Below are 20,732 nucleotides of genomic sequence, written 5' to 3' on the forward strand. Positions count from 1 at the left end.
CAAAAAGGAGCCATCATGATAAATCAAAACCAATATTCAGAATCTGAATCAGAACAAGTAAATAAAGAAGAACAATCCCATACAACTTTATTTTACTCTAATTATAATGCAGCAGCTTCAGGACTCTATCCACCCCATGATTTTGATTTAGAAGAAGAATTTGATGCAGTACGTTCTATTAATTAAGAATAGAAGCATTCTTCAATAACGCTCAAGTTTAACAATTTTTTAAAAGCGCTGTCATCGCGATAATAAAGATACAGCGTGACGTGGTTTAATGGGCTTCGGACACACCAGTTAAGAGATAACAAACTTAACTGGAGTAAAAAACATGATAAATGGTCAACTCTAGGGACATTACCTAGTATGGATTCCAATGGTGCTGTTGGCCTTGCCCCAAGGTGGGATCGTACCAGACAAAACCTCCTTGGCCATGATGTGCACACCCAAAATCGTTTCGTGGACAGGTGGTAGAGCTGACGAGCGCATTGTGTTCAATGCCCCCGATGACCCTCAAGAGGTAGGTTGGGTTGCAACGCAACCCAATGGTCTAAATTATTCACCCTAACCCCACCAAAATTATCCTATGCTTTTTTCATCGTTAAATTTTAAATCAACATAATACGCTATCCTTGTACAATACATTGATAAATTTCCGTACAACTCTTAAATTGGTCGTAATGATCCTTGTCATTGTGGGAGTGGAGTAAAATTTAAATGCTGTTTGAATTGAGAAATACTTATAATACTTGCCCTCCAGTTATTATATGTTTAGACTGCTTTTTTGGTATTTTTTGAATCATTTCATCTATAAGGATATCTATGACTGTACGTGTACTATCGTTTGATTTTGATGGCTGTCTTTTTAACGAAGCCTATTGCGATGCCCCTTCTGATAATAAAAACATCATCACTCATAACCAAGCTTTTTTGGAGCGAATTAAGGCAGAAAATCAGGACTTTAGACAAATCACGGCATTCATTGGCTCAAACCGTCAATCTTGCGAAATTGATCGAGTTTGCACAACCGAATTTAAAGGCTCTTGCTTTCCTGAGATAAGCATTATATGCGATCACCTTGGGATTGAATTTGACCCCTTATTACTTGCTGACATTTGTGGTGACCTGCCAGATGGAACATCTTATGCTCGTGCGATGGATAAAGAATATACAGGAGAACATAGTTCATGGGTATTTGATTTAAGCAAACTTACCATTCTCTATGCTCAAATCCATAAAATGGCTAACAAACATTCTGACGAACCAATTGTATTTGATTTTTACGATGATAAAGGAATGAAATGTCGTGACGAAGCAGATGACTTGCTGGAATATTTGCATCAATTTTTTAAAACGTACCCTCAATTGTTACCCGCCAACGTGACCTTGCGTCTGAATCATTATGCCGGCGATGACATTACCCCCTATGAATCCATCCAAGGAACGGGAAACATCGACCCCAATTATCGCCAAACCATTCTTGATATGATTCATATAGCCAGCAAAAAGGCACAAGAGTATCCAGATATCGATCTCGGTGAGCAAGTTTCCTGCACCGATTTTGTAACGCCAGAATTACTGACAATAAGAGCTCAACAACGTATTCTCATTACACGTTCAACGGAGCTGTTAGAAGAAAAAATAACACAGCTTCGCCGGCAATTGGACATCGCTTATAATCTACAGGATAAACTATTGGCAAGCTTGGCAGGTTTTTCCTCCACAGAGGAAGAACTCTGGATGCAACTGGCCCCACCTATTTTGGCAGCCCGAGATCAATTAAAGGCTGATTCTATCTGGCGTGAAAAGATGGATGATTGTGCCCGCCGTGTATCAGAATTTGCTCCTAAAGAAACTGCGCCCAGCATTCGCAAAGCGGCTGCTTCTGGTATACTGGTTTTCACACCGCCCCAACAAACACCAAGCTCACCGCCAGAATCTTGCGAGGCTGCTGTCGCAACGGCTGCACCTGCTTCGTTATAAACGTACGGTACAATTAGCTCATGTTAGCATTCATCTCCCATCCAGACTGCCTTTTACATGATATGGGTAAATCTCACCCTGAATGTCCGGAGCGAGTCAGAGTCATTGCTGAGGCTGTAAAACAATCCAAGCTGGAAGAACATATTCATTATTATGAAGCGCCTCTCGCTAAACAGAAAGATTTGTTACGAGTCCATGACCAGCACTATATTGATTATCTTTTTGATATAAATCCAGGCGAGCACATAATACAGCTTGATCCAGACACCTGGATGAATCAATATACCTTGCAAGCTGTCTTACGCGCTGCTGGCAGCGTTATCATGGCTGTGGATTTAGTGATGAATAAAACCTGTGATGCAGCATTTTGTAATGTAAGGCCGCCAGGGCATCATGCCGAAAGAAGCCGAGCGATGGGTTTTTGTTTCTTTAATAATATTGCGGTTGGTGCCGCCTACGCTTTGGCCCATTATGAACTAAAGCGAATAGCCATCATCGATTTTGATGTTCATCATGCTAATGGCACAGAAGACATTTTTCGAGGCAATAAACACATCCTGCTTTGTTCATCGTTTCAACATCCCTTTTACCCTTATCCTGAATTATCAACCAAACAAGATAACATGCTTCCTGTTCCATTACCGGCCGGCACAGGAAGTAAAGAATTCCGTCATCAAGTTCAAGAACAATGGTTGGAGAAAATTCATACATTTAAACCTGACATGATATTTATTTCTGCCGGATTTGATGGCCATCGTGAAGACATCATGGCAAATCTTCAGTTAGACGATGAGGACTATGGTTGGATCACTAAAAAAATCAAACAAATTGCTGATAAACATTGCCCTGGACGTCTTATTTCTGTCTTGGAAGGCGGATACGCTTTATCTATTTTAGGACAAACTGTTTTGCAACATATTTGTTATTTAACTAATATACCCCAGTTGAGGAGTTAAAAGTTATGAGCCACATACCAACCTGCCCTAAATGTCATTCTGTTTATGCTTATGAGGATGGTGGAATTTTTATTTGCCCTGAGTGTGCGTATGAATGGACGAAAAACGCCGGCGAAGATATAACCGATGAGATCATTAAAGATGTCAATGGAAATAGACTTCAGGATGGTGATACAGTCCAGGTCATAAAAGATTTAAAAGTGAAAGGCTCTTCATCCACTGTAAAAGTGGGAACTAAAGTCAGAAACATCAGGTTGGTTAGTGGCGATCATAATATTGATTGTAAAATTGATGGAATAGGTGCTATGAAATTAAAATCTCAGTTTGTGAAAAAAATATAGATTATTTTCTCGATGGGACAAGCGATGAATAATCTAATCTTGCAATCGAGAATTGTCTATTTCCCGACAGCCGGAAGGAAATCGACTATCCGAAGCAAAAGTTGCGATGGCTTGCAAAGTAATATGCCATGTTTTAAATACCACACGAAACCCTTTCATCAACCATTCAATTTTATTTTTTTGCATCATGATAAGCACTTCCTATGCTAAATAAACGCCTGCCACTTGTATTATAATCACGATACAGTCCACCATGCCAGCCTTGTTTATTGATAATCCAGGGCAATTCAAATTTACGATATCGTCAATACCTCCATTAAATTTAGGATTGCGTGATTGCCGAGTTAAGAAGGTTGGATACAAAGGCGTATACAACATGCCTTTGATATTTTATGGAAAACTTACTTAGGAGTCTGCTTAAACCAACGTTGGCCACACCAGAAAACTGCTAGCAGATACGGTATACTGCCTGCTACCCACATGATCAAACCAGCAAGCTGCTGGCTTTGAAGCGAGCGGTGGTGGCCGTACAGAGAAATATGGGAAAACGTTAATAAAGCGCCAAGAAAACCGGTATGCATTAAAGTAAAAAGTAAGGCAAGAAAAGATTTCGCTGCCGTATAGAGAGTACTACGCATCACCGCCCACCAAAATAGGCCAGCAGTGACGATGAAACAGGCATGTTCAACGACATGCCACCAGGGATTTTCAAGAGCAAGAAGATAAGGTTTTGGCGCATGCCAGAACCAAATCATTACTGCATGCAAAGCAGCCGCCAGCATTGGATAATGAAGCAGACGGAAAAAAGGCAAGAAAAACCAGACTGCCAACCGTCCACTGGCTATTGACAATTGCGGTAACGGTTGAGATAACACCCATAAAGGCGTAATCACAACCATCATGGACATATGCTGCGTCATATGTGCCGCCGTATTCGTTTCTGCCCATTCATCCAAAGGACCAAAAATGGTTCCTATCATGATAAGTACTGCCAGCTGGAAGAGGAAGCATCTTTTAAACCCCGGCCAAAATCTCCAGGAACCCAGCATATAAAGCATCCAGATGAGCAAGAGCAGTACTGCGCTTATCATAGCCGGCAGTTGTGATTGTCCGTCAGCGGGAGCAAATGGATCATGAGCAAACGCCCAAGAGGGAATGATTGCGCTCAAGCATATAAGACATAATATAGAGACTTCCTTGTTCATAACACGATACCTTCCTTGTTGCTGGCAATCAAATTACATAACAATGTCATAAGCATGGTGGAAAAAACAAAACCATCATACCTATACTAAACGTTGCAGCCATTGCTACCAGATAACCTCCCAAGCTGAGCCAGATCATAAAACGGACAATATTTTTTGACTTGGAGTGCTGACAAATCTGCCAACAACCATAGACAAAATACATCAATACTAAAAACGTGAGTAAGGTAAGACATAAAAGAACAATTTTTATCCAGCTTAATGAACCGTATGGCTGCAGATATGTGGCACAGGAAATGGACAAAATACTGTACATAAGCACAAACCAGAGGCTCCATATAATCAAACCGAGCACTAAATGTATGGGATGGGCAGAAAATGGCATCATCCTCCCCAGGATATAGGAAATAAAACTACAACAGCATAGGTAATCCAAAAAATAGACAACGTATAAAACCACCATCGCTCAACTACAATCGGCTCATACAAGGCTTTTTTGCCAATATAACCATAGGCTACACGCAAAGCTAATATCAACGTCATCATTGCTGCCAAAATACTATGCACCATTAGATATGAAAACATCACCGTAATAACTGCATCATAAGCTGAAGAGGTAGGTTTTAAACCGGCATCTATCAACAACCATAATAGGGTGGCAGATTGTATAAAACCCAAAAAACCAACCAACCAAAGGTTAACTTGCAGAAATTTAACTTCACGCCCGCGCACACGTTTTATAACCCGGTTAAACCAGAAAACAGTTATAGTTAAAAGCAACCCATTGTTAAATAATCCAATCTTGGAAAAAAGCGCCTGCTCAGGTATCTGCCAATGCGGTGCGACTGTCCACAAGTAAAACCAACCAAATAGCAGCGACATAAACAATGCTGCATTGGCCAACAAACTAATCGCCATGCCCCATAAACCAGGCCCGTCAAAGGTGCGTGAATGCAAAGGAGGATCGCCAGGCGTTGTTTTAGCATCCGGTGCAGCCTTGGGATGGGCACCATTTTCCCAAGACCAACGCAATACGAAGATGAGAAAAAAGACAAAAGCAACACTAGAAAGAAAATAGGTGCGTAAAAGCAAAGAAATAAAAATCACTAGCAGAGATAATGAAACCAAAAACGGCAGCCAAGTATTCCCCGGTAAATGAATCACCTCGCGTATGCTGCCTGTCACCGGATCTGTCCCCCAAGTTTCACGGCGGCCATGGCTGGCCACGGCCAGCGCATGCCTGCCTTCGGCAATGGTTTGTTGAAGATCCGGCTTCTCCCACAAAGGATGACGACTGGAGCATTGTGGCAGACTGATAAAATTGTAAGGATTGGGCGGCGTACCTGTCGCCCATTCCAGAGTATCCGCATTCCAAGGATTGACACCGCAAGGACGGCCAAAGCGAAAATGAATAAACAAATCAAGCAGAATTGTTGCAATACCTGCAGCCATTATGAAAGATCCTACCGATGAAATCAGATTCGGCCAATCCCAGCCTAGATTGGCATTATAGGTATAAATACGTCGAGGCATGCCTAACAGCCCTGTCCAATGCATGACTAAAAAAGCCACATTGAAGCCAATAAACGTCAACCAAAATCCCCATTTGGCAAGAAACTCCGAGGGCATACGGCCAGAAAAATGCGGCATCCAATAATAAAGACCGGCAACCAGAGGGAAAAACATGCTGCCTATCGTAACGTAATGAAGGTGCGCGACCACAAAATGGGTATCATGCATCTGCCAGTCAAAAGGAACCAGCGCCAACATAACACCGGTTAACCCTCCGGCAACAAAAACAATTAAAAAACCGGTAATCCAAAGCATAGGGATCCGAAAAACCGGACGTCCGGCCATAAGGGTAGCCAGCCAAGCAAATAATTGGATGCCTGTCGGAATGGCCACCAGCATGCTAGCTACTGAAAAAAAAGCCTGCGCCAGTTTAGGTATTCCTACCGTAAACATATGATGCACCCACACGCCGAAACTGATAAAGCCCATCGTTATTACAGACAGAACAATCCAGCGATAACCGAGCATGGCACGCCTGGCAAAAACAGGAATAATCGTTGACACAATGCCTGCCGCTGGCAAAAAAATAATGTAAACATCAGGATGGCCAAATAACCAGAATAAATGTTGCCAAAGGATCGAATCTCCACCACGGCTGATATCAAAAAAAGGCATGTTCGCCGCCCTTTCAAGCTCAAGTAAGATGCTGCCAAGAATCAGAGGAGGAAAACCAAAAACAATCATTAACGCCATAACCAGAACATACCAGCAATAAAGCGGCATTTGATGTAATGCCATTTTGGAAGTACGTGTCCGAATAATGGAAACTACCAATTCAATTCCAGTAACAATGGCGGAAATTTCCACAAAAGTCACGCCCAGCAACCAAAAATCGGCATTTTTCCCAGGAGAATAAGTTTCACTGGTTAAAGGAGTATACATGAACCATCCAGTATTAGGAGCAATACCCAGAACAAAGCTGCTGATTAAAAATAAACCTCCAAATAAAAAACAAAAATACCCTAAAACACTTACACGAGGAAAAACAAGATCCCTTGAACCTATCATCTTTGGAACCAAATAAATCGCTAATCCTTCCATCATTGGCACAGCAAAAAGAAACATCATGACAGTACCGTGCATAGTAAAGGTCTGATTATAAAGATCAGGAGAAACAATATTCTGTTTAGGCAAGGCCAGTTGAGCACGTATAATCATTGCCAGCAAGCCGCCTATCAGAAAAAAAACGGCTGCTGTCGACATGAAACGGATACCGATGGTTGTATGATTAACAATTGTGAACGCACGCCACCCTCTTGGATTACCCCAAACTTTGTTAAATTCACCATGTTTATGCAGCTGATCTACATCACTGATATTATTCATTTAAATCCATTCCTAAAAACCATTGTTATCCTAGTGTGTTTAGATGATTTGAGATGGTGGAATTTTTCTGCAATTGCAACCAGGCTTCAAAATCATCAGGGGAATGAACTTCAACGTCAAGCAGCATGCGTGCATGCGATTCCCCGCAAAATTCTGCGCACTGACCACGAAAATGCCCAGTCTTTCCCGCTTGAATTCGCAAGATATTGATATGTCCGGGAATCATATCAATCTTGCCATTTAAGCGTGGCACCCAAAAAGAATGAATTACATCATGACTCGTAGCATGAATATCAATCGGCTTTGCCTGCGGCAAATGTAGTTCATTGAACAAAGTTACTCCCGCATCAGGATAACGAATTTCCCAAAACCACTGATGCCCTATAACATCGATATGCATAACTTGCTGATCATTGCTAGGCAAGGGCAGCATTCTGTGCCCTATGGGAATGCCAAAAAGAAGCAATACAAAAATAGTAATACCCGGCAACAGAATGCCTCCACCTATAATTAAATAACAGCTTAATCGCTCAACCTGGCGCTTGTTTGCTTCCTTATCACGAGGCCGCAACGCATAGAACCATAAAATTATAATCGCTATGAACACTAGGCTAAAAAATATAAACATCCCCCACCATAATCTAGCAACAGAAAGGGCTGCCGGGCCGGCGGGATCAAGTGTAGATTGCGCCCCTTTACAAGCGTTGAGCAAAAAAAGAATGAATATTGACGAAAGCGCTGGTAATCTCTTAATGAAATTATTACATTTTATAAAATGATTGGAATTAAAATGTCTCGAGAACCTATTATAAGTCGAATGTCTATTGCCGGACATCCTATCCATCCAATGTTGATCCATTTTCCTGTGGCCGCGTTGCTTGGCTTGATTGCGACAGATTTTACTTACCTTTACACAAAAGATTTTTTCTGGGCGAGGGCAGGTGTCTGGCTGGCCGCTGTCGGTACAACAGCCGGAGCTGTTTCGGGCTTGATTGGCCTGATTGATCTGATAACTGTTTACCGTATCCGCCGCCTGATTAGCGGTTGGTGTCATGCTATATTTGCGATTATGATGCTCTCTTTGGCAACATTTAACTGGATGCTGCGTATACCTGATCCTGTCATCAATATTTTTCCTGCCGGAACATACATGTCTCTGCTGACAGCTTTTTTGATTTTCCTTACAAGCATCATGGGCGGACAGCTTGTCTATGAGTATGGTGTAGGCGTTAAAATAAAATCCTGAACATTGGTATGCCTGCACTGGCTTGGTACAACCACTTGTCATAATAGAACCTCCAGATGTGGTTTTGCCAACACCAGCCAAATAATAGCCAAAATCAAAACAATGGAAAAAATGCCGCAAAAAAAACAAAGAACACTCAAATATCTTGGCAACCGCTCTTCCATTCTTAATATTAACCAGCCATTGAATACATGGCATATCACCAAACCGACAACTAGAGTTAATTTGAGCATTAACCAAACAGTAAAAATTCTCATTTTAATAAAGACAAGTGTTCCTGATACAATGGTCATCAAGGCCGCAGGGGTAAGAATCAAATTAAAAACCATTCTAAGAAGGCCGGCCTGGTTTTTCTCTTGAAGATGAATTTTTTGGGCAGCTGTACCAAATATAAGAGCCGGTAAATAAATCAATGCGCCGCACCAACATAGCATTGCTGAGATATGCAATAACAATAGCCAATTCATAAAATATCCTTATTCATATATTTTTTATATATCTATTGCTGAAGCACTGAGCTGGCTTTCTTTTTTTGCGACTAACCATGCTCAAGAACGGCGCTGCCCTGCAGTAATGAATGGTGGCAGGAAATCCATAAACTATGCAAATCGGAGCAAAAAACCAAGACTTTCACAGAACTTCTGTTACTTATAAATCTCAGTCCTCTCTTCTTTTTTTGTGGCTTGATCGAAAGCAACATTCTGCCGATAACTGGCCCGTCCGATCAAATGAAAACCAACCGGTGCCGATAAAAACATGAAAACTATTGCCATGCTTACTTTTAAAGTTACTAGCCAGGTAGAAAAATAGAGCGCTTCAGCAACCAACATTAAACTGACCCCAAGTGTACCTGCCTTTGCAGCGGCATGCATTCTTAAAAACAAATCGGGCATGCGCATAATCCCCAACGCTGCAATCAATATAAACATTGCTCCAACCAATAAAAAGAGATTACTCCACATGCTATTTTCCTTGGCTATTTTCAGAAACAATCCCTGATTTTTTTTCCAGATAATGAGCGTACATGGAAATGCTTAAGAACATAACTAACCCTACAATAATAACAAAGTCAACATATATCGTTTCATGCTTGTACAAACTGAATAGAATAACAAAAGCTATTAGGATATTTGTCAACAAATCAATAGCCACCACTCGATCTGACAAATCAGGTCCTATAACCATGCGCGCAAAACAAAAAAACATTGCTAGAACAACAAACAAACAAGACAACCAGAATAGAATACTCACGGCCAAATCTCCATAATGGGTTGTTCAAATTTCTGTTTTATTCTTTCTATCAAATGTTGTTTATTTGAAAAAAACATGATATGCAATAACATGTTTTTTTGATCAGCTGATATTTCTAGTGCCAAAGTTCCAGGCGTTAATGAAACGACGTTTGCCAGAAAAGTTATCTGGGTATTTTTTGTACAGCTCAAAGGAAAATCTATCAAGGCTGGCTGCCACTTATATCGGGGCAACAAAACGGATCTCGAGACACGAAAACTGGCAATTATAATTTCATAAATAACGAACACCACAAAAAACAGCAGATAAAAAAATCGAATCAAATAACTACCTGCTCTAGACATTTTTTATCTCCTTATATAATCATATCATTCCATACCAGCCGTTCAATGTACTCCTGCTGTTTAAAAATTTCAAAAGAATTAAACGACAAATTGTATTACAATTAACATTAACGTCATGATGATTAGGAGTGATTTAAGGCATGAGGCAATTTCACAATATATTGTTTGTAAGTCATGGCATCAATGATGAAACAGAAATCTTAAAAAAAACCATCCAGCTGGCTGCAGAGAATAAATCCGCCTTAAATGTTCTTATTATCTACCCGGACTTTCCCAAAAACCTGCAGAATTATATGAAATCCTATCAGGATTCACTCATTGAGCGAATGAATGAATATATAAGGAAAGTAAAGTCAGAATTAAATCTGGACAATAAAAAACCTGATATCACTGTTCATCTAGAATCGGCAAAAACTCCGGACATTCGAATTATACGCCATGTGTTGCGTCATTCTCACGACCTTTTAATAAAAGAAATAGAAGTGGAAGATAATACAAAAGGCTTTAAAGCATTGGATATGGCATTGTTACGAAAATGTCCGTGCGCCTTATTTCTTCATCGCCCGTCAAAACACAATTACAACAAACTGAATATAGCTGTAGCCATTGATCCGTTCACTGAAGAACAGGCCGGACACGATCTTACTATTGAACTTTTACAGCTTTCTCATTTCCTTGCCACACTTTATACTGGAAAACTAAACATTATCTCATGCTGGGATTTTACTCTGGAAGTTTACGTAAAAGGAAATCCCTGGCTAAATATAACCTCTGAAGAAATCAACCATTTACTTAATGAGGAAAAAAAGGCCCACAAACGGGAGCTGGAAAAACATATTCAAGAAGCAGCAATCAACGGTGATTATAAGCTCATTCAGCTTAAAGGCCGTCCAGAGCAGATTATTCCAAGTGAAATTGAAAATAAAAAAATCGATATCCTGGTCATGGGAACCGTTGCACGTACAGGAATTAGCGGCTTTATCATTGGCAATACAGCAGAAAATATCCTGCAAAAAATTGATTGTTCATTATTAGCCTTAAAACCACAAGGATTTGTCTCGCCTGTAAAGGCCTATAAATAAATACAAACCAATTTTATATTATGCAAAATTTAACAAGGAATGTCTTATGAATATAAAAACAATGTGGGTATTCATCATTTTTGCATTTATATTTCCATTCAGCATCGAAGTCACTTATGCAAAAAATGAAAAAATAAGTCTGTTGCCCACTATTAAAGCTCCTTTATTAGTTCATATCAATACGGAAGCCAATGCTCAATATATGGTTAAAAATCTTGGCGAAAATACAGTAACCCTGGCGCTGATTTCTCAAAAAAGCATCAAACAGGACACTACAGGACTTCTTGCCTGCTCAGATTCCTTCACTTTGCAACCAGGCCAAAAATGTCTATTAAATTTAATCATAAAAGGAGAGAAAATTGGCCAAAAAATTACACACGGCCCCCTGGTTTGTGAAACGACCAAATCGATAGATATCAAACCAAGAACACCATTCTGCGCTCAACCCAGCCACAAGGACAGCCTGAATATCACTTTCACCAAAGCAGAAACCGCCGTCATTGGGACGCAGCCACAAGCTCTTACCCTGCACTCAGCCAGCGCTACCCCAGTTAAATTAACAGTGACCAATTACTCCGATACTATAACGGCAAGGCAAATAAAAGCCGATTTACCGAAAGACTGGAAAGACGTCAAACAGAATGCTAAAAATTGTAAGAATGTTAAACCAGGAAAAACCTGTTCTATTTACTTTATTGCTCAAGCTCCCCATCCTATCACAGCAGTAACTGTCAAAGGAATCAACACTACAGATATTATAATAAAAATCATGGTCAAACCTCATGATGTAGAAACCCTCAGACCAGCTGCAGACATCAATGAATGATGTAAAGTTATGAATTGATTGCTGTTTATTAAGCTATGAAATAAAATTTTAAAACCATTTAAGACACTGGAAGTTTATGTCAGCAATAATATGTTCTTTTTCTGAAAATAAAGATGCTGCTAATGAGGCCCAACCAAAGATTGCTGTAAACTCATGATGATAGCTTCTCTTCTTCTATTACCATTATTAGCAGCCTTCCTCTCTCCTGTCATTGCGCATAAAATTCACAACAACAGCCTGGGTTGGTTCTTGGCCCTTATTCCTTTTCTCATGTTTTTCATTACCTTAATGAACAGCAAACATCTCATCAATGGTGAAATTGCTTATTTGCAGATTTCCTGGTTTGACGCCTTAAACATCCATTTTTCCTTTTGTCTAGACGGTCTAAGCCAGCTTTTCTTGTTATTAATTAGTGGGATCGGCGTGCCGATCACCATTTATAGTAAACCATACTTCGAAGAAAACCCTTATTTGGGGCGCTATTATTTTTTATTATTTATGTTCATGATGTCCATGACAGGAGCCGTTCTGGCAGATGACATGATAACATTATTTATATTTTGGGAAATAACAACTGTCTGCTCTTTTTTATTGATTGGTCTAAATCATGCGAAACGTACGGCAAGAAAATCCGCTATTGAAGCATTATTTATAACTGTGTTAGGAGGCTCTTGCCTTCTAACTGCTTTCATTTTAATAAATCAGCTCACCGGAATGCATCAAATATCTGCCCTCATAAAAGACGTGGCTTTAATTAATAATTCTTCCTACTTTCCCTGGATTTTAATTCTGTTTTTAATTGCTGTATTTACCAAGTCAGCACAATTTCCTTTCAGCTTCTGGTTGCCAGGCGCCATGAAAGCGCCCACACCGGTGAGCGCCTATCTGCATTCTGCTACTATGGTTCAATTAGGCATCTATCTGTTGGGACGTTTTCATCCCTTGTTTGGAGAAACCTTTTTATGGTTTGTCAGCCTGACAACTATAGGCGGCATAACCATGTTGACGAGCGCATTAGCAGCGTTTAAACAATTTGACATGAAATTAATGCTTGCTTATACCACTGTCATTGCTTTGGGTTCTCTCGTATTCCTCTTGGCCAGTACTTATGAGGTTACTATCAAGGCGGCGGTTAGCTTTTTACTGGTACATGGTTTATATAAAGCCACGTTATTTATGGCCGTGGGCGACATTCAGCATCAAACAGGAACACGCCATTTGAAAAAGCTGGGAGGATTGCACCGAGCCATGCCTGTAACTTTTCTCGCCGTGCTGATTGCCTCCGCCTCCATGGCCGGCTTACCTCCCCTATTGGGATTTTATGTTAAAGAACTGGTTTATGAAGCCAGCCTGTCAGCGCCCATGGCCGCGTACATTCTTAGCTTCATTGTTGTTATGGCCAACATGATGATGGCTGCGACTGCTTTTATCCTCATCATCAATCCCTTCTGGGGCAAGCAGTATCCATTAAATGTCAAGGAAGCTAACGTTAACATGTCCGTTAATGCATTGCTGGTAGCGATTATTACTTTATTTTTAAGTATTTTTACTGAAACATTAGATCGTTTTGTTCTTTCTCCTGCCGCTGAAACCATCCTTGGACGGAGAGAAAGTATTGTGCTTGCACCAGCGGGCACAGGCTTAACCCCTTCTTTATTGCTTAGCGTATTAACATTAACTGGAGCAATACTTCTCTATTTTAACCGTCATTCCTTGCGCGAGCGACTGATCAAGTTGAACATATTGCGCTGGCTTATTCCACAAAAAGCTTTGCAGTTTCTTTTAAACATGAGCGTGAAAACTGCTCAAGGATGGACTTCTTGGTGGCAAAAAGGAAGTTTAAGTCAATACATATCTATAATATTTTTAACCATATGCCTTACAATTTTCATTTACCCACTTTCCCTACAGTGGAATTTCAACCCAGGTAGAACAGAGTTTCTTTTCATTGTTATTATTTTATGGCTGATACTTTCAGCAATTGCTTTACTGTTTGTACGCAAGTTCATTAACGGCTTGATAGCCCTAAGTGCATTTGGTCTCGGATTAGCCTTTTTCTTTATTGTTCAAGGAGCTCCTGACTTGGCCATGACACAGGCACTCGTCGAAACATTAATGGTTATCTTAATTGTTTTCAGTTTATCCGGGTTAACTCAGTGGCCTGATATTGAACATGAAACCAACCGGCAACGATGGTTAAAAGGGGGCATAGCTATCATTTTTGGCTTATTTATAACCCTTATATTAAATGTCATATTAAGAGAGCCGTTTAACAATACCGTTGGACGATACTTTATGAATAATAGCCTTCCTGTAGGACACGGCCGTAACGTAGTCAATGTCATCTTGGTGGATTTCCGTGCACTGGATACATTGGGCGAAACCATTGTGATACTAATTGCCGCAATAGGCATTCTGCTTTTACAACGATACCACTCAGGGGAAAGTCGGTGAACTCTTTGATCTTACAAACCATTTCCCGTCTCTTGCTGGGATGGATGCTGCTTTTTTCCCTCTGGCTCCTATTGCGTGGCCATAATGCAGCAGGAGGCGGTTTTATCGGCGGGCTACTTGCAGCATCCGCTTGTTCCCTGTATTTACTCGCTTATGGCAGACAACGCCTATTAACTATTATTCGATTTCAACCCTTAATTTGGCTAAGCTCAGGCTTGTTTTTACTTTTATTGAGTGGCCTTTGGGGAATTTTGGCAGGCAAAGCTTTTTTAACTGGGATATGGCTAAAAACAACCGCTTGGCTAAACTCTCCCTTATTGTTCGATGTTGGTGTTTATCTGGTTGTTTGTTTTTCTATATTAGCTGTATTAGAAGGATTGGAGAGACCTGAATGAATTTACTTATAGTCATGACGGGAATACTTACTTCTGTAGCCTCATATCTGTTAATGAGCCGGCAACTCGGTCGATTATTGTATGGTTTGATTCTTTTTTCCTCCATTATTAACATTAATATCCTGCTGTCTGGCCGTATTTATTTATCCCAACCTGCTTTTGCCAACAGTAATATGCCCCTATCCGTCAATCCCTTACCCCAAGCTATGGCTCTTACCGCCATTGTTATCTCTTTTGCCCTAATTATCTTTTTCCTGATTCTCTTGCGCAAGCTCTATAAAAATAATGAATTTCCATTAAATAAGCCGGAAAACATCTCTGGCAGCAAAAACAAAAAGGGCAAATATGGATAACATGATCATCGCTCCTTTACTAGGCTGTCTAATCACAGCTTTATTCACACTTCTTTTTTTTAGTCATAAGGGCCTGCAAAGGTTTATACATCTACTTGGAACGATATTCTATCTTTTTTTTACCGCTTATCTGTACTGGCTGGTTCAGCAAAAAGGGTTGCTCTTTTTTCGACTGGGAAACCATCCGGCCGGCTTCGCCATATCCTTCATTCTTGATGATTTCTCCTGTCTTATGTTATTGATTACCGCCATTACTGTTCTTGCCGTTTCAATTTACTCCATGAGTGATTCAACCATTAACAGTAAAATGTTCTTCTACCCTGCCTTCTGGTTCTTAATCAGCGGAGTAACAGGCTCTTTCTCTACAGCTGATTTGTTTAATTTATATGTCTGGTTTGAAGTTATGATCATTTCATCCGCCGTCATCATGACACTAACGCGAGAAAACATTTTACCTGGGATGGTTTACTACATTACCTTAAATGTACTGGCAACCTTAATCATGCTTTTGTCAATTAGCTTTCTCTATGGCCTCAGCGATACCCTGGATATGGCACAGCTCGCATTAAAATCCCATACTTATTCAGCCGCATACCTGCCGATATTGACCCTTCTAATCATAGCCTTTGCCATAAAATCAGCTTTATTTCCCTATTATTTTTGGCTGCCTGTTTCTTATCACTTAACAAGCGTCTCTGCCGGCGGGCTTTTGGCGGGCTTATTAACAAAGGTCGGTGTATATGCATTGATCCGTATAGGAACACTGTTTCTCTCTCCCCATTCGCCATTGATGCCTATTCTTCTTTCGTTGTCTTGCCTCACTATGCTGGGAGGCGTTTTTGGTGCGATGAGCGATTTCCATATCCGCCGTATTTTATCTTTTCATATCATTTCGCAAATCGGTTATATGACTTTGGGGATTGCTATAGGAACAACGTTTGCCTTAACAGCGGCCATTTTTTATATCATTCATCATATTTTAGTTAAAACTAATCTATTTCTTATTTCAGGACTTTTAACCCGTTATAGCGGTTATGCTGATTTACGACAAATGGGAGGTTTTTTCCAGAAAAAACCCCTGCTAACCATTCTGTTTTTTATCCCTGCTTTTTCTCTTGCAGGCCTCCCCCCCTTATCAGGGTTCTGGGCCAAATACCTTATATTGGATGCAGCTCTCACCTCAAAATTTTGGCTAAGCGCCTTCCTTGCTCTTCTGGTAGGCTTTTTCACCTTATATTCCATGATCAAAATCTGGCGTTATGTTTTTTTGCAATCGGCAGAATATCCGATGAGGCCTATTTCCGCAAAGGATCGTATTTTTCTTTATTCACCTATTTTTTTACTAGGTACACTTACCCTCTTTATTGGTTTATATCCACAACCATTGTATAAAATATCAGGGCAAGCAGCTCATGCCCTGTTAAATCCCTCTCACTACCTACAAACAGTCCATGGGAAAAACACAACGCTTAACGGCTGTTAGCATCCCAAAGGACTGCCTGTTATTAATTTCAACCCAAGTTAAATATCCGACTTTCAGTTGAACCTTCCATATCCTACTGTTTCTGATTTTGACTATATTTTCTGATCGGTATCTCTGCAAATTCAACAATTGGCACTGCATAGCTTCTCACCCAAAAACTTTCGCCGTTATAGACATCTATCTTAATAAAGGCCGGTGAAACCCTTCATCTCACCCTTACAGCATCAATGTTATAATTTGATGTATTTTAGCTCTACTCTCCTATTTCAAGTCAGTATTAAACTTAATACTCAATAAGTAAAATTATTAATCATTTTGTAGTCTATAATGTAGAGATGAAAGGATTTCGAGCATATGAATGAAGGTAATACATCTTGGCCAACTTCATAAATTACCGTTTGAATATGGTCCTACCGATGACTACATTCAAACATTTCTGCAAAACCAGCTTGAAATTGCCCAATATTTACGTTTGCATAGCAAAAGTCCTGTACTGCTGGAAGGGTTAGCCCATACTTCTGAGCATCATACAGAGCGCATGAGTCGAGTGGTACAAGCCCTTTTTCCAAATAAGATTCCCATTCATATGGCTGAATTAAATAAAATGCAGCGGGGATTTTTATATCAAATTGGTTCAGTCAGAACCTTGCATTATCTGGGTGAATTAACAAAAATTCACCGTGCAATCCATCCTGAAAAATTAAAGGAAATGCAAAAAACGGCAACCAGTGGTGATAGCTCTACCATTCTTCATTCCCGAGAAGAAGAAGCCATTATCTGTCTTCAGGAAGTCATTGCCCACGAGGAAGAATTAGTGCATGAAGTTATACTGGTATTTGGGGATTTTTATGATTTCAATCCCCATTGTAAAAAGCATGGCTACGACTATGAAAAAATAAGTTGCGGTGAACCTGAGAATAAGAACGCCCCAAAGGAATCCGACGTTTCTTTGAAACGGCACGCTTTGTCATCATTTGCAACACCCAATTTATTTTTTCCCAAACATCAAGAGATGGAAGAAAAAAGTTATCATGTCAAAGGAAATTTATTTTTTACTATTAAAAGAAATAATTATTCCGATTTTGATTTATCAGTCTTGTTAAATGGAGAAAAAATAGGTAGCGCCATACTTTCAAAACGAGAAGCCCTTAAAATCGTCGCCAATCTAGGTAACCCAGACCGACTGTTCTCAGTATTAAAATCCATGGAATCGACAACAAAAATTGCAGTACTTGTCGATGCAGCGGATGATAGTTTACCGACACCATCTTAGAGCTTGCTAACGGTGTCGGATAAAATAAATCAAACTCTAATTGATTTTCTCGATTGTCAAGGCTTGATCAACAGCTTTTAATACAGCAGCTAAGCGAATAGAAGTTTGAATGGCTGGTTTACTCAATCCATGAGCGATCAGCTGTTTTACATGCGAATCCATGCACAAACCGCAACCATTAATGGCTGAAACCGCTAAAGCAAACAGCTCAAAATCCGCTTTTTCTACCCCATGGGACTGTAGACCGTTCATCCGCAATTGCGCTGGCATGCTTGCAAACTCTTTATCACCAACAAGATGGATAAAACGATAATACACATTATTCATTGCCATCAATGTTGCTGCAATTTTTGCCGCATGCTCCAATGCTGGATGACCATCCTGGCCCATTTCCTCCTTGACTGCAGTAATCAAACGATGATTATGTAAGCTGAAAGCCACGGCCAAAGCCACCCCGTAAAATTGCTCCACCGTTAACCCAGACTGAGTATAATGATTAAATAAAGTACTCAAATTCAATCGGATGTCTTTTGCGAAATCCGGAAGTGATTCTCTCAATTGTTCAATAGTCATCATCTCTCCTTAAGATTGATCGAAATTAAAGTGTTTCACCACCAAGCGGCCGGTTGCATGGACACAGTTCATCGGTTTGCAACGCATCAAGAATGCGCAATATCTCTTGCGGGTTACGACCAACATTCAGTGCATTGACACTGACATGCTGAATAATATTGTTCGGATCAACAATAAACGTTGCCCTTAATGCAACGCCTTCTGTTAAATCACGTATCCCTAATGCATCGGTCAGTTGTCCTTGCGTATCAGCAAAGCTATATTGGTTTAATTTAGATAAATCTTTATGTTCCCGGCGCCAGGCCAATTTCACAAATTCATTATCCGTGCTTCCTCCTAAAATCACTGCATCCCTGTCTGCAAACTCACCTTGCAATTTAGCAAACTCGACAATCTCGGTCGGACAGACAAAAGTAAAATCCTTAGGATAGAAAAAAATTACTTTCCATTGTCCCGGAAAGCTGTTTTCATTAATTTTTTCAAAAGCACTCACACCATTTTCTTCATGATGATTAAACCCGGGTTTGACTGCAACGAGGTTAAATGCTGGTAATTTCTGGCCAACGGTAAGCATAATATTCTCCTAAATGGTTATTGCTTCAAGATAAGTTTAAGATGGATTATTTATTATATAAAATGAATAAAATAAATTGATTTAATAGGAAAAATCGATGATAAAACTTCCCAGCATCCGACAATTACAATATCTGGTCACTCTTTATGATCATCAACACTTCGGCCGAGCAGCCGAAGCTTGTTTTATTAGTCAATCGACCTTAAGCGCTGCAATCACCAACTTGGAAGAACAATTAGAAGCACAATTGCTGGAACGTGATCACAAAACATTTATTTTTACACCACTAGGACATGACATTGTACGAATGAGTCGGCCAATCATCCAAGACTATACGAACTTAGTGGAACGCGCCCGTTATCATGGCCAACCCATGAAAGGCATCCTTCGTTTGGGATGCATTCCTACCATTGCGCCATTTATCTTAAGTGATCTGATGAGACGAACGAAAAAACGCTATCCTGAATTACGAATGCTCTTAAGAGAAGACACCACAGACAATGCCTTAGAGGCTTTGACTAACGGCCATCTCGATATGGTTATTCTTGCTCTGCCGTATGAAACCAGTCGGTTTCATACGAAAATACTTGCTCGCGATCCGTTCAAGCTGGTATTACACCGCGACTGGTTATCTAGAGGATTTACCAAAGACATTCGCCTTTGGCCTGATGAAAGCATCTTTTTACTGGAAAGTGAACATTGCATGACCAATCATGCGCTGGCAGCGTGTCAGTTAAGAGATAAGAAAAAAATTAATCCATTCCTGGCCACAAGTCTTCATACCTTGACACAGATGGTCAACAATAAACTAGGCGTCACGTTCTTACCTCAGTTAGCCATTCAAAGTGGCATTTTGTTAGCAACAGAATTAGTCGTACTTGAGCCAAAAGCGGAAAATGCTTATCGAGAACTAGGTGTTGCATGGAGAAAATCTTCTGTCCGCCAACAAGAATTTCGTTTAATGACCGATATGATTACAGACTTATTAGCCGATAAATGCATTCTATTAAATACCGGCTCTAAATAGGCTTAAAAATCATTAGATAGAAAATAATCAATACAGCAATAAATGCTGGCCACCCTAGATAAAACCAAAGTCGCTCATAGGTGTAATAACGTTTGGAGGGCCAAGCTGACTCAAGACATGTTGTCATTTTTAACAACTGATGCATTTTAATCTGCAACCAAACCACAGGAATCCAGCAAGCGCCAGCAAGTACATAGAGCGCCAGTGACCAGATAATCCACCGACTAGTGATTGGGTAGTGAAGAATATGCATTAACCCAAAACCACTAATGGGTTGAATAATAACCGCAGGAGTCGTAAAGACCCAGTCAGCGATGACTACATTTTTTGCCGCAAACTGCATGGTTGGCAACTGTTTGCTTTGATTAGCTCGCCACATATAAAAGGCACTACCCAAGCCTGTACCGAAAATTAGCGTTGAACTAATAATATGGATGTATTTTAAAATTAAATAAAGCATGACCTCTT

26 protein-coding genes are annotated in these 20,732 nt (G+C 40.2%); 15 read left to right on the plus strand and 11 right to left on the minus strand.

Annotated elements, in window-relative coordinates; genetic code table 11:
* The first annotated feature begins 15 nt into the window (after window positions 1-15).
* The 6 genes from E1O52_RS13135 to E1O52_RS03845 all read left to right on the plus strand — a co-directional run bounded on the left by E1O52_RS13135 (window position 16) and on the right by E1O52_RS03845 (window position 3,280).
* Window positions 16-186: a hypothetical protein gene (locus E1O52_RS13135; protein ID WP_165474695.1), complete on the plus strand. Its 171-nt coding sequence runs from the start codon at window positions 16-18 to the stop codon at window positions 184-186.
* Window positions 187-376: 190 nt separating this feature from the next.
* Window positions 377-568, plus strand: a complete 192-nt coding sequence (locus E1O52_RS03825) for a hypothetical protein (protein ID WP_133127379.1) — start codon at window positions 377-379, stop codon at window positions 566-568.
* Window positions 569-670: 102 nt separating this feature from the next.
* Complete coding sequence (locus tag E1O52_RS13450) at window positions 671-733, plus strand: SEC-C metal-binding domain-containing protein (protein ID WP_133127493.1); 63 nt, start codon at window positions 671-673, stop codon at window positions 731-733.
* Window positions 734-822: 89 nt separating this feature from the next.
* A complete protein-coding gene (locus E1O52_RS03835; protein WP_133127380.1) occupies window positions 823-1,983 on the plus strand; it encodes a hypothetical protein in 1,161 nt (386 codons plus the stop codon).
* Between the two features lie 20 nt (window positions 1,984-2,003).
* The gene (locus E1O52_RS03840) at window positions 2,004-2,939 is read left to right on the plus strand and encodes a histone deacetylase family protein (protein WP_133127381.1); all 936 of its coding nucleotides are present in this window, start codon (window positions 2,004-2,006) and stop codon (window positions 2,937-2,939) included.
* A 5-nt stretch (window positions 2,940-2,944) separates the two neighbouring features.
* The gene (locus E1O52_RS03845) at window positions 2,945-3,280 is read left to right on the plus strand and encodes a zinc ribbon domain-containing protein YjdM (protein WP_133127382.1); all 336 of its coding nucleotides are present in this window, start codon (window positions 2,945-2,947) and stop codon (window positions 3,278-3,280) included.
* 33 nt (window positions 3,281-3,313) lie between these two features.
* On the opposite strand, the gene E1O52_RS13140 is transcribed toward E1O52_RS03845, so the two are convergent.
* The 4 genes from E1O52_RS13140 to coxB form a co-directional block, all read right to left on the minus strand.
* The gene (locus E1O52_RS13140) at window positions 3,314-3,469 is read right to left on the minus strand and encodes a hypothetical protein (RefSeq protein WP_165474696.1); all 156 of its coding nucleotides are present in this window, start codon (window positions 3,467-3,469) and stop codon (window positions 3,314-3,316) included.
* 212 nt (window positions 3,470-3,681) lie between these two features.
* Complete coding sequence (locus E1O52_RS03850) at window positions 3,682-4,485, minus strand: cytochrome c oxidase assembly protein (protein WP_133127383.1); 804 nt, start codon at window positions 4,483-4,485, stop codon at window positions 3,682-3,684.
* 384 nt (window positions 4,486-4,869) lie between these two features.
* The gene (gene ctaD, locus E1O52_RS03855) at window positions 4,870-7,383 is read right to left on the minus strand and encodes a cytochrome c oxidase subunit I (protein ID WP_133127384.1); all 2,514 of its coding nucleotides are present in this window, start codon (window positions 7,381-7,383) and stop codon (window positions 4,870-4,872) included.
* A 25-nt stretch (window positions 7,384-7,408) separates the two neighbouring features.
* On the minus strand, window positions 7,409-8,242 hold the full coding sequence (gene coxB, locus E1O52_RS03860) for a cytochrome c oxidase subunit II (RefSeq protein ID WP_133127385.1): 834 nt from the start codon (window positions 8,240-8,242) through the stop codon (window positions 7,409-7,411).
* Between coxB and E1O52_RS03865 the strand changes: the two genes are divergently transcribed.
* Complete coding sequence (locus E1O52_RS03865) at window positions 8,174-8,629, plus strand: DUF2231 domain-containing protein (RefSeq protein ID WP_133127386.1); 456 nt, start codon at window positions 8,174-8,176, stop codon at window positions 8,627-8,629. The two genes, coxB and E1O52_RS03865, sit on opposite strands and share 69 nt — an antisense overlap.
* Before the next feature lie 38 nt (window positions 8,630-8,667).
* On the opposite strand, the gene E1O52_RS03870 is transcribed toward E1O52_RS03865, so the two are convergent.
* From E1O52_RS03870 to E1O52_RS13455, 4 genes are all read right to left on the minus strand, one after another.
* Window positions 8,668-9,096 (minus strand): CopD family protein, encoded by a 429-nt coding sequence (locus tag E1O52_RS03870; RefSeq protein ID WP_133127387.1) that lies wholly within the window; start codon window positions 9,094-9,096, stop codon window positions 8,668-8,670.
* A 177-nt stretch (window positions 9,097-9,273) separates the two neighbouring features.
* Window positions 9,274-9,591 carry a monovalent cation/H(+) antiporter subunit G gene (mnhG, locus tag E1O52_RS03875; protein ID WP_133127388.1) on the minus strand — a complete coding sequence of 106 codons (318 nt, stop codon included), beginning with the start codon at window positions 9,589-9,591 and terminating at the stop codon, window positions 9,274-9,276.
* A gap of 1 nt (window position 9,592) precedes the next feature.
* Window positions 9,593-9,880, minus strand: coding sequence for an MrpF/PhaF family protein (locus tag E1O52_RS03880; RefSeq protein ID WP_133127389.1), 288 nt, complete (start codon window positions 9,878-9,880; stop codon window positions 9,593-9,595).
* Window positions 9,877-10,224: a Na+/H+ antiporter subunit E gene (locus E1O52_RS13455; RefSeq protein ID WP_133127390.1), complete on the minus strand. Its 348-nt coding sequence runs from the start codon at window positions 10,222-10,224 to the stop codon at window positions 9,877-9,879. The genes E1O52_RS03880 and E1O52_RS13455 overlap by 4 nt, the downstream gene beginning before the upstream one ends.
* A 140-nt stretch (window positions 10,225-10,364) precedes the next feature.
* On the opposite strand from E1O52_RS13455, the gene E1O52_RS03890 reads away from it, so the two are divergent.
* The 7 genes from E1O52_RS03890 to E1O52_RS03920 all read left to right on the plus strand — a co-directional run bounded on the left by E1O52_RS03890 (window position 10,365) and on the right by E1O52_RS03920 (window position 18,090).
* Window positions 10,365-11,306, plus strand: coding sequence for a universal stress protein (locus E1O52_RS03890; protein ID WP_133127391.1), 942 nt, complete (start codon window positions 10,365-10,367; stop codon window positions 11,304-11,306).
* 46 nt (window positions 11,307-11,352) lie between these two features.
* Window positions 11,353-12,132: a COG1470 family protein gene (locus tag E1O52_RS03895; RefSeq protein WP_133127392.1), complete on the plus strand. Its 780-nt coding sequence runs from the start codon at window positions 11,353-11,355 to the stop codon at window positions 12,130-12,132.
* A gap of 153 nt (window positions 12,133-12,285) precedes the next feature.
* Window positions 12,286-14,586, plus strand: a complete 2,301-nt coding sequence (mbhE, locus tag E1O52_RS03900) for a hydrogen gas-evolving membrane-bound hydrogenase subunit E (RefSeq protein ID WP_242602147.1) — start codon at window positions 12,286-12,288, stop codon at window positions 14,584-14,586.
* The gene (locus E1O52_RS03905) at window positions 14,583-14,981 is read left to right on the plus strand and encodes an MnhB domain-containing protein (RefSeq protein ID WP_133127393.1); all 399 of its coding nucleotides are present in this window, start codon (window positions 14,583-14,585) and stop codon (window positions 14,979-14,981) included. Before mbhE ends, E1O52_RS03905 begins: the two co-directional genes overlap by 4 nt.
* Window positions 14,978-15,334, plus strand: coding sequence for a sodium:proton antiporter (locus tag E1O52_RS03910; protein WP_133127394.1), 357 nt, complete (start codon window positions 14,978-14,980; stop codon window positions 15,332-15,334). The genes E1O52_RS03905 and E1O52_RS03910 overlap by 4 nt, the downstream gene beginning before the upstream one ends.
* Entirely contained in the window at window positions 15,327-16,817 is a 1,491-nt protein-coding gene (locus tag E1O52_RS03915) for a proton-conducting transporter transmembrane domain-containing protein (RefSeq protein ID WP_133127395.1), read from the plus strand. The genes E1O52_RS03910 and E1O52_RS03915 overlap by 8 nt, the downstream gene beginning before the upstream one ends.
* Before the next feature lie 358 nt (window positions 16,818-17,175).
* Window positions 17,176-18,090 carry a hypothetical protein gene (locus E1O52_RS03920; RefSeq protein ID WP_133127396.1) on the plus strand — a complete coding sequence of 305 codons (915 nt, stop codon included), beginning with the start codon at window positions 17,176-17,178 and terminating at the stop codon, window positions 18,088-18,090.
* Window positions 18,091-18,126: 36 nt separating this feature from the next.
* Here E1O52_RS03920 and E1O52_RS03925 read toward each other — a convergent pair whose 3' ends face one another.
* Together E1O52_RS03925 and E1O52_RS03930 are read right to left on the minus strand one after the other, a co-directional pair.
* A complete protein-coding gene (locus tag E1O52_RS03925; protein ID WP_242602148.1) occupies window positions 18,127-18,666 on the minus strand; it encodes a carboxymuconolactone decarboxylase family protein in 540 nt (179 codons plus the stop codon).
* A 22-nt stretch (window positions 18,667-18,688) separates the two neighbouring features.
* Window positions 18,689-19,237: a peroxiredoxin gene (locus tag E1O52_RS03930; RefSeq protein WP_133127398.1), complete on the minus strand. Its 549-nt coding sequence runs from the start codon at window positions 19,235-19,237 to the stop codon at window positions 18,689-18,691.
* Window positions 19,238-19,334: 97 nt separating this feature from the next.
* Between E1O52_RS03930 and E1O52_RS03935 the strand changes: the two genes are divergently transcribed.
* Window positions 19,335-20,264 carry a hydrogen peroxide-inducible genes activator gene (locus E1O52_RS03935; protein WP_133127399.1) on the plus strand — a complete coding sequence of 310 codons (930 nt, stop codon included), beginning with the start codon at window positions 19,335-19,337 and terminating at the stop codon, window positions 20,262-20,264.
* Here E1O52_RS03935 and E1O52_RS03940 read toward each other — a convergent pair.
* Entirely contained in the window at window positions 20,257-20,724 is a 468-nt protein-coding gene (locus E1O52_RS03940; RefSeq protein WP_133127400.1) for a DUF2269 family protein, read from the minus strand. The two genes, E1O52_RS03935 and E1O52_RS03940, sit on opposite strands and share 8 nt — an antisense overlap.
* Between the last annotated feature and the right edge of the window lie 8 nt (window positions 20,725-20,732).

This window comes from Legionella nagasakiensis (assembly GCF_900639915.1).
GTDB lineage: Bacteria > Pseudomonadota > Gammaproteobacteria > Legionellales > Legionellaceae > Legionella_A > Legionella_A nagasakiensis.